Source organism: Pontibacter arcticus (assembly GCF_003284895.1).
GTDB classification, from domain to species: domain Bacteria; phylum Bacteroidota; class Bacteroidia; order Cytophagales; family Hymenobacteraceae; genus Pontibacter; species Pontibacter arcticus.
Genome location: NZ_QMDV01000004.1, coordinates 204,608 through 217,345, shown reverse-complemented (window position 1 = coordinate 217,345; position 12,738 = coordinate 204,608). Strand labels below are relative to the sequence as shown.

Genomic DNA, 12,738 nt, shown 5'->3' with positions numbered 1-12,738 from the left:
TAAAAAAAGCCTGGCTCACACCAGGCTTTTTTGTTTTCAGGCAGTTGCTACAGGTTCTGTTAAGCTAGGTGTAGGGCTGCCACTTCGGCTTTCTTCTTTAGCAGTTAAGGCAGCCTGTTGTTGCTGTTCTGTTATAATGGCCCCCGGCGGATAGTATAAGATCTTAAACACCTCTTTCAGGGATTTAGCACCTTTGATATCCTGCCAGATGGCGACCCACTCATGGAAAACCAGGTATACCGGATTGTAAGACGTAACCGGTGTGGTTAGCCCGTAAACCGGCTTTTCTTCTTCAGACACAAACGTGCCAAACATCCTGTCCCAGATAATAAAAGTAGAGCCGTAATTTTTATCGATGTATTCGGGGTTAGACCCGTGGTGCGCACGATGATGTGAGGGCGTTACAAAAATATATTCGATTGGGGCCGGCAGTTTTTTGATAACTTCGGTGTGTACAAAAAACTGGTATAGCACCGCTACCTGGTGGCAGATAAAAAATGTGAACGGATCGATACCAAGCAAAGGCACAGGTATAAAGAAAACGAACTTTATATGGTTTGTCCAGCCGGTCCGGAAAGAAACACCAAAGTTCATTTTCTCTGAGGAGTGGTGCGTAACGTGGGTAGCCCACCAGAAACGCTGCTCATGCGATACCCGGTGCGCCCAGTACCTGCATAGGTCTACGGCAATAAAACAGACGATAAACCCAACCCAGCTCCGTGGCATGGCCCAGGGCACCATGTTATATACTACCATCGCAATTGCAAACAGCCATACTTTAAGTATAGCCCCAAGCACTGCGTTAACGCCGCCGATCACAACAGCCGCCATAAAATCTTTCCGGTTGTAATAAGCCCGCTTACCGAAAAAACTGATGCCCCACTCTACCAGCAACGAAAGTACAATGATCGGCACTGCATAGTGCATAATCGTCAGGTCGTCGAGCTGCTTGAGTTGGTCAAATGTGTAAATTTCCTTTCCCATTAAAAAGTATAAACTGTGTACTGTGTATACCTTTTAAAACGGTTCTCTACCTAAAGAGTTAGAAATTTATACTTTCAGGAGTCGAAAATGAGTTTTAACCTGTTGCCTTGATGCTGTTTATGCTTCCGTTAAATAATTTCTGAAGCAAGATTAATCAATGTTTAAACACTTTATTTAGTGTGCCAGCGCTTAACCTGTAAAGCATTATAAACCGCCATTTCTTATATTTGCAAAAAAGCTGAACATGAACATCCGCAAGAAAATAAAAACAACATTACCAGGTAAAGGCTCCCGTTTCACGGCGCTCGATCTGTTTGTAAAGGCTGCCGAAAATGAGAACTGGACCGAGCAGGAAATTCAGTTTGTGATAAACGAAATTGTGGAAGCAAAAGACGATAAGGAAGCGCACGAGATACTGAAAGATTACAGCGCATAAAACAAGCCTATAGTTGCGGAGGACTAGGACTGGGCTTGTCATTTTCTTTTTCCTGAAGGTGCTGTAATACTAACTGCAACTCAGAGCGGAGTTGGTGGAGCTCTTGTTGCAGCTCTCGTATCTGCTCTGCCCCTGCCACCGCCGACTCTTTATCATTGGCATCGGTATCTATAAAAAAAGTAGCCAACGTGGCGGTAAAGTATCCGAACACAGCAAAGCCATACATCGCTAATAACAGGCACAATACCCGCCCCTCGGCCGTTACCGGAAAATAATCGCTCCCGATAGAAGTCAGCAGCATAACCGTCCACCATACGGATTCGCCAAAGCTATCTAAACCATGTTTGTTTTCGAAGGCATAGATGCCAGCCGAACCAGCCAGAATTACAATTAGCGTAAGTGCAAGCATGTAACCGAAGGCCCGCCGTTTCATGGTCTGGCCCAGGCTGCGCATACTTCTGTTAATAGAACTAACTACTTTTACAAGCCGCAAGCCTCTTGCTGCACGCACTGTAGCCAGTAACCGGAATGCACGTGCCACCCTGAAAAGCCTGAGGGCAGGCACTGCCAGCGAAATAGTAGTGAGGATGTTCTTTTTTAAGAACTTAATCTTATGGGGTGCAAGTATAAACTTGATCAGGAAATCAATTATAAATAGTACCCAAATAATATTGCTGAACAGCTGCAGCAACGGGCTTAACCCTTTTATAAGTTCTACTACCAGCAATACCAGCCAGATAAACCCAAGCACCACCATCGGTATTTCCAATGCATCCTGCAGGCGGTTCAGGAGTTCGTAGCGCTCCTGCTCAAGTTGTTTTTCCGGTTGTGCTGCTTCTGTATCTTTTTGCTTCATGTATATTTCCGTGCGTGGCGCCGGCTTTTGGGGCTGACCGGCTTAATAGCACAGGTACGGTTGTGGCTCCAGGAACGTTAGGCGGCCTTAATCCACTTTGGCTATACTTACGTTTTTCCAGTAGCCCATTACATCATCTTGTTTGCCAACTAAAATATCGATGCGGTTACGGATGCGGCGGTTCATTACATCCCGCACAACATAAAGTCCGTCGAGGTCGTTGGAGATGCCGCTTACCCAGAGCGAGTCGCCATAATTAATTTCGCCTCCCCAGCGGCTGTGCAGGTTTCTTGATACGGCAATCCAGCGGTGTTTTCCGGGGTTTTTCTTACTGATGCGGGAGCCATCCGCAGTTATAAAGGGAGTAGAATCGGTTTGATTTGGCTCAGGGAAATAAACGGAAGCAGAAACGTTGAGTTTGGGTGGTATATCTTCTGCTTTTTCTTCTTTTTCAGGGGCAGGTAAAGGGCTGATAAAATTGCTCGAATCGGGCACCCATCCTATGTAGTAATCTTTTGTTTTCGGAACAGAAGTATCAGCCTTCAATTCGGAAAATTCTTTGGCAACCAATCCCATAGAAAAAAAGGCAACCACGAGTATTTTTAACCTTATCATGCTTAATCCATTTCGTGAAACATCGATTTTTGTAATAATGACGCTTAAACGGCTGGAAACTGATAGGGTTTTACAAAAGCCTCAGAAAGCATTTTAAACTCAGTTTTACCCACTAAATTCAAACGCAAGGTTTTGTCTAATTTGGTATAATTTTTATTATAATATTTAAATATTGAGATGCAGCAAAAATAGGATGGCATCCCACACCTCGTAGCAGCTTGTACTTGCCGGGTAAGTTTATACTTTAGGCTGCTTTTGGTTGAGTTATATACTTAGGCTAAAGTCAAACCTGATCTTACTTCTGAAGTTTATATATTGATCTGAAACAAGTACGGAGCTGTATAAAACAGCCGGACTAAGTATGGATAGATTTTAACGTTGAGCAACCTGCGGCCCGGTAGACAACGGAAAAGTGTTGGTTGCCGGCCCTAACTTATACGTGTGGCTGACGATAGCAGCAGGCTTAGGTTTTTGTACGGTATAAGCGATATGAAAATACTGATGATGGCTCCCCAAGGTATGGCTGAGATGCTTTTGCACCACATCGGTCTGTAATACAATGGCCTCCTTCTTTTTTATGGCTTCGGTTTTCTCACCAAAAAGCAGCGCAGCTACAAAACCCGCTATAAGGCCGCCCACATGCCCTTCCCAGGATATGCGTTCTTCAGCCGGAAATAAACCGTAAAAAAGCCCGCCATATAAAAAAAGCACTGCCAGCGAAACCGCCATAGCCCCCCTGTTCTGTTTCAGAAAGCCATTAAAAAGCAGGTAGCCGGCCATGCCGTAAACCAAACCGCTCGCGCCAATGTGGTAGGATGATCGCCCCAGTAACCACGTAAGCAAACCGCTGCCCAGATAAATAGTGCCCAACACACGTAATGCCACCGAACGGTGCAGGTAAAAAATAAAACCGGCTAACAACACCAACGGAAAAGAATTGGACAGCAAGTGCAACAGATCTGCGTGGATAAGCGGGCTGGCAACAATCCCGATCAGGCCAAAAAAATTACGCGGCAACACACCTAACCAGGCAATGCTGGCATCCGTGAGGTAGGTTAACACATGAATCAGCCAGAGCATGGCCATAAAAAGCACGCCCGGCAAAAAACTGTAACTAAAATCAGTTTTATCGGTTCCTGCTGCTACAGCAGAATCTTTTAAAGGTGAGAGGTACATGGTTCTGAGCTTAATCTTTTACCAAGTTATACTTTCTGGCCATTTGTGCGTCCTCTAATTTAACTTTATACTTTGATAACGGATAAAGCGCTGGTACTGGCGAGTAACGTTAACCTGAGTTCAGGCATCTACAAACCTAAACACACTTTGTTCAGTTAAGGCTATACTTTATAAAAATACCTTTACACTTTTAATTCACGTATTGGTGCAGTCCGGTAATTGTTATGTACGCTTTAACCAGCAGCAACGCAAGAAGTAAGAATAAACAGCGTTAAAAGATAGTTATGCTCTTCCACCACATTCGCCCTTCCCTGACCAAGTATGTTTTAATCTGGTCGATGCTGCTACTGCTCTGCACATTGCTGGCTGGCTGCGATAGCTCGGATGCGCGCGGGCAAAAAACATACAAGGCGGTTCATGCAAAAGCTATGGCCACCCCAGCTGTGCCTTACAAAAGGCCCGATAATTTACTGGAAGCATTGGCTTTACCGCCCAGCACCTGGGTCGATTCTGTTTTTAAGACCCTGACGCCTGAAGAACGTATTGCACAACTTATTATCATCGAGGCATTCTCGAACAAAGGAAAAAAGTATGAAGCCGATGTGCTCAACCTGATTCAAAAGTATAAAGTAGGCGGTATCATTTTTTTCCAAGGGGGGCCGGTGCGCCAGGCAAAACTTACCAACCGTTTCCAGGCTGCTTCTAAAGTACCTCTGATGATCGCGATGGATGCCGAAACCGGCGTAGGCATGCGACTGGATAGCACGATGCAATATCCTTTTCAGCAGATGCTGGGCGCCATTCAGGATAACGGGCTCATTTATGCGATGGGTGCCGAGGTGGCCGAAGAATTTAAACGCCTGGGGATGCACATTAACTTTGCGCCGGTTGCCGATATCAATAATAACCCCAATAACCCGATCATAAGTTACCGCGCTTTCGGCGAAGACCGGCAGGATGTAACCGCAAAAAGCCTGGCTTACATGCAGGGAATGCAGGAAAACGGCATTATCGCGGTAGCCAAGCACTTCCCGGGTCACGGCGATACCAACATCGATTCGCACTATGATCTGCCGGTTATTCCGTTCAACCGCCAGCGCCTCGATTCGCTGGAACTTTATCCTTTCCGTGAACTGATCAAATATGGTTTGGGCGGTATGATGGTGGGGCACATGCATCTGCCTCAACTCGACTCAACCAAAAACCTGCCTTCCACCCTATCAAAACCAATTGTAACAGATCTGCTGCGCGATGAACTAAAGTATAACGGGCTGATTTTTACGGATGCGATGGTGATGAAAGGCGTGACCAAATATTTTAAACCCGGCGAGGCCGAAGCGCGCGCCCTAATTGCCGGCAACGATGTACTGGAACGATTAAACAGTGTGCCTAAAGCCATCCAGGCGGTAAAACTCGCTATTGCAAACGGGGAGATCAGCCAGCAGGAAATAGACAGGCGCTGCAAACGCATACTGGCTGCCAAACAATGGCTGGGGCTGCATACGTACAAACCCATCCCGCTACCAAATTTACACACCGACCTGAACCCGTCGGTAGCGCACGAAACAAACAAGCACCTGGCAGAAGCTTCGCTTACTGTGCTCCGGAACCAAAAAAGGATGTTGCCGTTGCGCACTCGTCGTAAAGCTCGTATTGCCACTTTATCAGTCGGGGCGGTTAGGCCGACAGCCTTTCAGAAGTATACCAGCCAGTTAACTACTACCAAAAACTTCACTATCCGGAGAAAAGCAAGTATAAAATACGCCAGAAAGTTAGCGAAGCAGCTGGCAGGTTATGATGTAGTGCTGGTAGCTTTGTATGGGCCTGATATGCGGCCAAGTACAAGCCTGGGGTACGGCAAACCTGTAAAAGACCTCGTGGTGCAGTTAGCGAAATCAAATAAAGCAGCCATCGTTTTGTTTGATAATGCTTATACGTTAAACCAGTTTCCGGGCATCGAAAAAAGCAGGGCCCTGGTGGTGGCTTACCAGCCGCAGGTTATTGTGCAGCAATCGGCGGCAAAACTGCTTTTCGGTTATTTACCTGCGCGGGGGCAGCTTCCGGTAACTGTTAACAAACATTTTGTTTACGGCGATGGCATCATCAAAAATAAGCCCCTGCACATTTCACTTACCAGCACCAAGCATCCTGTTTCGGCTGCATCCGTACGTATACCTTAGAAACACAGAAACACCTCATGCAAAAAATAAAAACACCCCTGTACCTGGGCTTAGCTGCCTGTTTAACTTTTGGCCTTGCCAGCTGCGAAGGCAACCGGCAGGTAGAGGGCAACGATGAAATAGCGACCGAAACCACAACAGAAGACACAGCTGTGGTAATGGAAACCGGCGAGACAGCCGACGAGAAACTGGAAGAATTCAGGGGCTGGTTAAACGAAAAATCAGCGAAAGGCGACACGGCCATACGCCGCGACTGGCCGGAAGTAAAAGAAAAACTACGCCTCCGGAATGCCGAACTGGAAAAGAACTTCGACAGTTTATCAGTTAAATCAAAAGAAGAATACCGCCAGCTGCAGGCACGTTACAAACAGTGGGAAAAACGCCAGGAAGAGCGCCAGCAACAGCCCCTGGATGTAAAGCAGGTTAAAAAATGGCAGCAGCAACTGTTAGGCGAGTTCAGTGATATGCAGAAGATAACGCCTGCCAATGCGCGCGAAGCCTACTTAACTTTTATGGGTGTTGTTAGAGCCAAGCGCCGCAACTGGACTCAGAACGATTGGGATTATGTGGATTATGTGTACAGCCAGCTAAACGTAAGACGAGGCCAGATTGAAGGCCAGTTAAACTCAGCGGATAACCTGAAAATAAGAGCGCTGCAAACCGAATACCTTGCCCTGGAAGGTGCAGCCGATACACGAAGCATTCTACGTGAGCAGCAATAAAGTATAAATCTTAACTTTAAAGTATAAAGGCCGGTTCAGAGCCGGCCTTTATACTTTAAAGTTATTTTCGCTGGAGCTTTACCCATTGCTGTGCGATGATGGTTTTTGCATCGGGCGTTTCCAGTTCATCGAATTCCTGGGCAGTTAATTTTACCAGTTCGATGTGTTCGTTTTCGTGGGCATTACCGCCGCCTGCTGCGTGTTGCGCTGATACTTCCGCATAGTATAACGTTACTTTTTCGGTAGTGCCGCCCGGCGAGGAATAGAACGTATGCAGGTACTCCAGTTTATCTACGTGGTAGCCAATCTCCTCTTCTATCTCGCGTTTTATACTTGCTTCGGGCGTTTCTCCTTCATCAATCATACCGGCTACAACTTCAATCAACTCAGATTCCGAACCAACCCTGAACTGCTTTGTCAGGATGTACACCTGCTGTACGGTATCGTAAACAAGCGCCGCTACGGCATGGCCACGCTCAAACTGCTCCCGGGTAAATTCCTGCCCTTGGTGCTCTACTGTAAGTTTATATATTTTGAAATAGCCGTTGTAAGCTTTTTCTCTTTTTTTGATTTCCATAGGTTTTGTAGGCCATGCGTTTAAAGTATGGCTGGCGCGAAAGTATAAAAGATTAAACTTAAAGCTCGTTATTTTTGACAGTTGCTTTGTTTGCATTGTTGGCCAGCCACGATTTGGAAAGGCTTGTTTCGCTCTCAAAACCTGTAGCCCTGTTCTTGCCAATACCGCCTTCGCCGGGTAATAACTGGTTTACAAACCCAAAAATATCCGCCATCAGTTGCGGGGAATGGGCGTGCAACCGTTCAGCCATCTTCGCCGGGAAAGTAGTGGTAACCTGTGCATCGCCATGCCGGAAAGCATTTAAAATCTGCTTCGCTGTTTTCTCCGCACTCATCGATGTTAGCGGACTCGAATCCATCAGTTTAAATAAAGTATATTCTATTTTGTGTTGCCCTTTTACGATGGCATGGCCCGTACTACCCGATTGGATCAGGCCTGGTGTAGCTGTAGTTACGGTGATGTTATACTTTTTAAGTTCGGCGCGCAGCCCTTCCGAAAAGCCAACCAACGCAAATTTACTTGCGCTGTAAGGCAACAAGTGTGGTACGCTTATTTTTCCGCCGATAGAGGCAATGTTCAGAATACGGCCTTCGCCGCGCGCTTTCATGGAGGGCAGCAAAGCATAGGTGGTAAAGATAGGCGCCCAGTAATGGATTTTTATGGCCTCATCAAACTCCTGCATCGTCATTTCTGCGGCCGGGCCAGCGTGTATCATGCCGGCATTGTTGATCAACACATCAATCGGCCCAAATTCATTCTGAACCGTCGTGATCATGTCGTTCACCTGTTGCTGCTCAGTCAGGTCGCATTTTATTACCAGCACATCAGCGCCTTTTCCGGCCAGTTCCAGGCGGGCGTCTTCCAATTGGCGTTCGGTGCGCGAGCACAATACCAGCCTGGCTCCTTCTTTGGCTAGTTGGCGGGCCATGACAAGGCCAAGGCCACGGGCACCTCCTGTTATCAGGACTACTTTGCCCTTAAAATCGTAGGCATTCAGTTTTTTGGAAATAGCTTTGGCAGCAAATAAAGCACCGGCCCCGGCAGCAAGCCACAAAAGCTTGTTATCATTCGTTGTTTTCATAGTTGTTAAAGCAGTATGTTTCGTGTGGCAGTATGTAGGGTTGCCTTTCTGCTTTACGGAGGTACTTAGCTGTAGTTAGTATAAAAACCGGGAGAGGTTATTTTGTGCGAGGCCGCCTAGTAAACACTTCACTTTTAACAACCGGTGTGTACATGATTTTGACTGAGGCGGTACCATAATGATCGTTGGTATTCGGGTTACCGAAGCGTGCACTGATGTTATCGAGAAAATCGGTGGTTGAGATCTGGTACATCAGCTCCGGGGCTATACTTATCTGGTCGTTTATCCGGAAACGAAGGCCACCGCCAAACGGAATTACGGCAGCTACAGCCGGGTAATCGCGCTCAGGGTCATCTTTTACAGGCGCTTCATCCAGTTTGCCCTGTCCCGGGTAAGAGATAGCAGTATAATAGATCAGGCCAGCACCAGCTTTTACATAGGGCACAATAAAGCGTTTGCGCGACGAGCGGTAACCGGTGCCACTGTAACTATCGAGCAGGTTCAGCACCACCGTTCCGGATACTTCAATTACTTCTGTCTGAAACGAAACATTGAGCTTGCGCCACTTTTCACTTTCCTGTGCACCTAGGCGGGCATAGTTCACATTTCCGCTTATTCCGAATTTAGGAGAGAGCTTATACAGGGCTCCTACACTGAAGTTTGGTCCAAAATTGTTGCATCCCCAACCCCGGCAAATATCGCTTTTAACTGCAGCTATGCCTGCTCCGGCAATAAAAACCAATCCGCGCTCCGGCGTTAAGCTTTCGCGGCCTTTCGGTAAAAAGTTAGGCTGGGCCTGTACAAAGTATGGCAGTAAGCTAAATAAAAGTATGAAAGTTATCTGTGCGTATAACTTCTTTCCCATCGCATTTTCAGGGTTAACGTGAATAAAAATAAGGCAGCTTTTAAATTGAGAATGCCCGGTAAAGTATAGCTTTCCTTCAAAATCTATAACAAACAACTTACGGTCTGTTTAAAAATACTGCGCCGGTTTATACTTCCGGATTACTTATATCTCCTACGTCAAATATAAAAAATGGATAATATATACTTGAATATCGCTACAAATACTTTTTAAAATGATATATCAAGCATTTATACTTTGTATGCGTAAGGAATCAGACTGGATTATACTTGGCAGTCTGATTATTTACTTACTGAAATGTTTGTCTGCAATCCGGATAAAGTCGATTACTAATGCGGCAGCATCGGCATAAAAGTCTGGTGTCAGGGCTTCGTACTCGTCGGTTGGCTTGTGATAATGCGCATGAGACTCTACCCCGAAATAGGCAAACGGAATGTTGTGTTTATGAAAGTGGTAATGGTCGGATTGGTTGGTCCAGTCATCATGGAGCTGTTCTGGCCTGTCGTGGCCAAGCAGGAGTCTGGCTTTGGCTCTTGGCTTCACTTTTTCGAGCAGCGGTTTTAACTGCGGATAATGATAGGCACCGCTGGCATATAGTTCACCTTTGGTATTAAGGCCTAACATATCCATGTTCACATTCAGGAGGATATCCTTTACTGGTACCGGAGGATTTTTCAGGAAAGCTTCTGCTCCTTTCAGCCCCTGCTCTTCCGCATCCAGGGCGGCAAATATCAAGGTATGATCTGGTTTGTTTTTCGAAAAATATGCGATCGCGGCTAACAGCCCACCTACGCCGGAGGCATTGTCATCAGCTCCGTTGTAGATCTCGTTGCCACGCTGGCCTACATGGTCGTAATGCGCCGTAATTACAATGGCTTTCCCGGATTTGCCCGGAATATAGCCTATCAGATTTGTGGCCTGTAAAGAACCCAACTCACGGTTTACCAGTGTAAAAAACTGTTTGTAGCTTTTATTGTAAGGTTGTAAACCGAGCTGCTGAAAACGCTTCTCGATGTATTGCTGCGCCCGCTTGTTTCCGGAACTGCCACTTAGCCTCCCTCCCAGCGAGTCCGCTGACAGCACTTTTACATCCTGCAGCAGTTGGGTTTTATTGAGGACGTTGCTTTGCGCTACACTTACAAATGGCAGGAGGGCAAAAAAAAGGAGGGCTATTTTCATTCTCATAACTTTCAGATTATAAAAGTACGAAGAAGAAAACAGCCCTCTATTAATATGCCTTATATTTAACTAGAACACCGGCCACGGAATCCAGGATTTCGATCTTTTCTTGCTGGTTTCCTGCGGTGTGTTATCATCATCGGTAATAGAAGCTGGTTGCGCTTGCGCCGATTCAGCAATAGCGTAACTTCTTGGTATCCAGCTATTATTCAATGTTTTGGTAGTAACCTGTGCTTCTTTTGCATTAATTTCCTGATTCTCCATGATCTGTTTGGCTAGCAGTTGAATGAATAATTTTCTACTTATATAGCCTTAACAAGGCGTGCTACGGCTTTTGTTCACGAAAAGTTATAATATTGGCCAGCTGCCCGAAATTCATTTACAGAATAATGTACTACCTAGAAATTATACTATTTTATACTTATAAACCCCGGAAATTCGAGCGCACCTACACTGGTTTGCAAAGTAGGCTTTATCTGTAATTTGATATTCGGTTTTTGGGCACCGTCCTGCTGCAACAGCGAGGCCAGCCTCACCAGGTTATTCAGGTTTGGTTTGCCTTTCTCTTCGTTAAAAACAATCGGCGTCCGGACGGTTAAGGTATTCAGGCCATGGCGCAGCTGTACCGGCTCACTCACCATTCCACTGATTTCCTTTTCGTCGTTGATAAGCAACTGCCATTTAAGCTGGGTGACCGTTACGGTGCGGTCCTGATTGGCCTCATCCAGCTCTACGTTTAAGCCAAGTGTCGTGATCGCATCAAACTTGTTCTCGGAGAAAGCACTGAATAAGGTGGCCGCTTCGCTGAACGAAAAGCTTTGCGGTCCTTTCTTTTCGAGCATATTAATGCCGTTCACATCAATCTGGCTAATGCCTGCCAGGTCATACTTTGCTTCTTTGAAAGCATCGAGGTCGTTTTTGGTTTTGCAGGAAAGTATACTTGCAGCCAATACGATCAGCAGAAAAAAATTAGTCAGTTTATTCAGGTTCATGTTTAATCGGTTATTCAGGCCGCTTACAGGCTTATCGGAAGTATAAAATTACGGAGTAAAGATATTAATTGGTTGCTAAAAATACGACGGCCATACGTTTATAGTATGGCCGCCTGTATAGCAAAGTATAAAATAAGGCTTAAGTAAAATAACCTACACGTTGCCCGCGCTTGTTTACTACTGTTCCTTTTTCCGAAATAAAGAGCGGCTGCATGTACTCGCTTTCGAAGTAATATGGGTAATCCGGGTTATTGGTTCTGGATAATTTGCCCAGCACTTTTACGCCCTGATTGGTAACTTGTACCAGTTGCAGCTTTTTAGTTAGGTAAAACTGCTCGTTTGGCGCTGAAGTAAAGTATACCCGTGTGATAACATCCTGCGAAGTTAATACTGCGCGCTGTACCTGAGGCTGCTGCCGTTGTTGCTGCGCAGGTTGTGGCCGCGATGCGATAGCGCGCTGGTCCGGGCGTGGTTTCTGGGAGCTAGCCATTAACTGGGAATCTGCATCTTTCCAGCCTTTGCTGATAGCGGCCATCCGGTAACTGCGGCCCGGGTGCGTGCGCGAAGTGCGCTCCTCCGACAGCAGGTTGATCGCAGCCTGGGCTTCGGCCAGACTGGCTCCCATCTTGCGCAGCACAAACCCGGAGAACTCATCAGCCTCTAGTTCGTCGGCTGGGTTGCTTCCGCTTCGGGTTAACGTATGGCCGTTTAAGTGGTGGCCTATTTCGTGGGCCAGTATACTAACGCCGCCCCAGTCTGTGTGCACGGCGTTGTTAATGGCAGCCAGGAAATCCTCGTTGTATAAAATGTAACGGTTGCCATTATAAATCACAGCGGCTGCATTTTCGATATCGGCGGCACGCAGTTCAAAGCGTGCTTTCAGGCCCACCACCTGGATAATTTCCTGCACAATATCGCGTGCGCCCTGTACCTCTGTTGCCGGCGAAGGCTTTGGAGAAAGCGCCGCAGATTGGCCCAGCAAAGGCAGCAGAACTAAGCCAAGTATAACCGGAAGTTTATGTAAGTATCGCATAAGTTTGAGTATTAAAGCGTAGCAGAAATAAAACGAAAATGG

General features: G+C 46.4%; 14 protein-coding genes. 3 read left to right on the top strand and 11 right to left on the bottom strand.

The window, feature by feature from the left end:
- Positions 1–36 precede the first annotated feature (36 nt).
- Positions 37–984 (bottom strand): sterol desaturase family protein, encoded by a 948-nt coding sequence (locus DP923_RS13750; RefSeq protein ID WP_112306441.1) that lies wholly within the window; start codon positions 982–984, stop codon positions 37–39.
- A gap of 244 nt (positions 985–1,228) precedes the next feature.
- Between DP923_RS13750 and DP923_RS13745 the strand changes: the two genes are divergently transcribed.
- Entirely contained in the window at positions 1,229–1,420 is a 192-nt protein-coding gene (locus tag DP923_RS13745) for a hypothetical protein (RefSeq protein ID WP_112306440.1), read from the top strand.
- A gap of 7 nt (positions 1,421–1,427) precedes the next feature.
- Here the strand turns inward: DP923_RS13745 and DP923_RS13740 are convergent, their stop codons facing one another.
- From DP923_RS13740 to DP923_RS13730, 3 genes are all read right to left on the bottom strand, one after another.
- Positions 1,428–2,276, bottom strand: coding sequence for a potassium channel family protein (locus DP923_RS13740; protein ID WP_112306439.1), 849 nt, complete (start codon positions 2,274–2,276; stop codon positions 1,428–1,430).
- Between the two features lie 87 nt (positions 2,277–2,363).
- Positions 2,364–2,891 (bottom strand): RlpA-like double-psi beta-barrel domain-containing protein, encoded by a 528-nt coding sequence (locus DP923_RS13735; RefSeq protein WP_125047739.1) that lies wholly within the window; start codon positions 2,889–2,891, stop codon positions 2,364–2,366.
- A 372-nt stretch (positions 2,892–3,263) separates the two neighbouring features.
- Complete coding sequence (locus DP923_RS13730) at positions 3,264–4,067, bottom strand: rhomboid family intramembrane serine protease (protein ID WP_112306437.1); 804 nt, start codon at positions 4,065–4,067, stop codon at positions 3,264–3,266.
- A gap of 284 nt (positions 4,068–4,351) precedes the next feature.
- Here DP923_RS13730 and DP923_RS13725 point away from each other — a divergent pair, with 284 nt between their 5' ends.
- Positions 4,352–6,247, top strand: a complete 1,896-nt coding sequence (locus DP923_RS13725) for a glycoside hydrolase family 3 protein (RefSeq protein ID WP_112306436.1) — start codon at positions 4,352–4,354, stop codon at positions 6,245–6,247.
- 17 nt (positions 6,248–6,264) lie between these two features.
- Positions 6,265–6,969 (top strand): hypothetical protein, encoded by a 705-nt coding sequence (locus tag DP923_RS13720; protein WP_112306435.1) that lies wholly within the window; start codon positions 6,265–6,267, stop codon positions 6,967–6,969.
- Between the two features lie 61 nt (positions 6,970–7,030).
- Here the strand turns inward: DP923_RS13720 and DP923_RS13715 are convergent, their stop codons facing one another.
- From DP923_RS13715 to DP923_RS13685, 7 genes are all read right to left on the bottom strand, one after another.
- Entirely contained in the window at positions 7,031–7,546 is a 516-nt protein-coding gene (locus tag DP923_RS13715; protein WP_112306434.1) for an NUDIX domain-containing protein, read from the bottom strand.
- A 58-nt stretch (positions 7,547–7,604) separates the two neighbouring features.
- A complete protein-coding gene (locus tag DP923_RS13710; protein ID WP_112306433.1) occupies positions 7,605–8,627 on the bottom strand; it encodes an SDR family NAD(P)-dependent oxidoreductase in 1,023 nt (340 codons plus the stop codon).
- Positions 8,628–8,724: 97 nt separating this feature from the next.
- Positions 8,725–9,492 (bottom strand): outer membrane beta-barrel protein, encoded by a 768-nt coding sequence (locus DP923_RS13705; RefSeq protein ID WP_112306712.1) that lies wholly within the window; start codon positions 9,490–9,492, stop codon positions 8,725–8,727.
- A gap of 285 nt (positions 9,493–9,777) precedes the next feature.
- Positions 9,778–10,677: a M28 family peptidase gene (locus DP923_RS13700; RefSeq protein WP_112306432.1), complete on the bottom strand. Its 900-nt coding sequence runs from the start codon at positions 10,675–10,677 to the stop codon at positions 9,778–9,780.
- Between the two features lie 63 nt (positions 10,678–10,740).
- Positions 10,741–10,935 (bottom strand): hypothetical protein, encoded by a 195-nt coding sequence (locus DP923_RS13695; RefSeq protein ID WP_112306431.1) that lies wholly within the window; start codon positions 10,933–10,935, stop codon positions 10,741–10,743.
- 146 nt (positions 10,936–11,081) lie between these two features.
- A complete protein-coding gene (locus tag DP923_RS13690) occupies positions 11,082–11,663 on the bottom strand; it encodes a hypothetical protein (RefSeq protein ID WP_112306430.1) in 582 nt (193 codons plus the stop codon).
- Positions 11,664–11,802: 139 nt separating this feature from the next.
- Entirely contained in the window at positions 11,803–12,696 is an 894-nt protein-coding gene (locus DP923_RS13685; RefSeq protein WP_112306429.1) for a M48 family metalloprotease, read from the bottom strand.
- Positions 12,697–12,738 lie beyond the last annotated feature (42 nt).

Bases quoted from the DNA above. Each gene is read 5' to 3' on its own strand.
- DP923_RS13750 (WP_112306441.1), bottom strand. From the start codon at position 984: ATGGGAAAGGAAATTTACACATTTGACCAACTCAAGCAGCTCGACGAC.
- DP923_RS13745 (WP_112306440.1), top strand. From the start codon at position 1,229: ATGAACATCCGCAAGAAAATAAAAACAACATTACCAGGTAAAGGCTCC.
- DP923_RS13740 (WP_112306439.1), bottom strand. From the start codon at position 2,276: ATGAAGCAAAAAGATACAGAAGCAGCACAACCGGAAAAACAACTTGAG.
- DP923_RS13735 (WP_125047739.1), bottom strand. From the start codon at position 2,891: ATGATAAGGTTAAAAATACTCGTGGTTGCCTTTTTTTCTATGGGATTG.
- DP923_RS13730 (WP_112306437.1), bottom strand. From the start codon at position 4,067: ATGTACCTCTCACCTTTAAAAGATTCTGCTGTAGCAGCAGGAACCGAT.
- DP923_RS13725 (WP_112306436.1), top strand. From the start codon at position 4,352: ATGCTCTTCCACCACATTCGCCCTTCCCTGACCAAGTATGTTTTAATC.
- DP923_RS13720 (WP_112306435.1), top strand. From the start codon at position 6,265: ATGCAAAAAATAAAAACACCCCTGTACCTGGGCTTAGCTGCCTGTTTA.
- DP923_RS13715 (WP_112306434.1), bottom strand. From the start codon at position 7,546: ATGGAAATCAAAAAAAGAGAAAAAGCTTACAACGGCTATTTCAAAATA.
- DP923_RS13710 (WP_112306433.1), bottom strand. From the start codon at position 8,627: ATGAAAACAACGAATGATAACAAGCTTTTGTGGCTTGCTGCCGGGGCC.
- DP923_RS13705 (WP_112306712.1), bottom strand. From the start codon at position 9,492: ATGGGAAAGAAGTTATACGCACAGATAACTTTCATACTTTTATTTAGC.
- DP923_RS13700 (WP_112306432.1), bottom strand. From the start codon at position 10,677: ATGAGAATGAAAATAGCCCTCCTTTTTTTTGCCCTCCTGCCATTTGTA.
- DP923_RS13695 (WP_112306431.1), bottom strand. From the start codon at position 10,935: ATGGAGAATCAGGAAATTAATGCAAAAGAAGCACAGGTTACTACCAAA.
- DP923_RS13690 (WP_112306430.1), bottom strand. From the start codon at position 11,663: ATGAACCTGAATAAACTGACTAATTTTTTTCTGCTGATCGTATTGGCT.
- DP923_RS13685 (WP_112306429.1), bottom strand. From the start codon at position 12,696: ATGCGATACTTACATAAACTTCCGGTTATACTTGGCTTAGTTCTGCTG.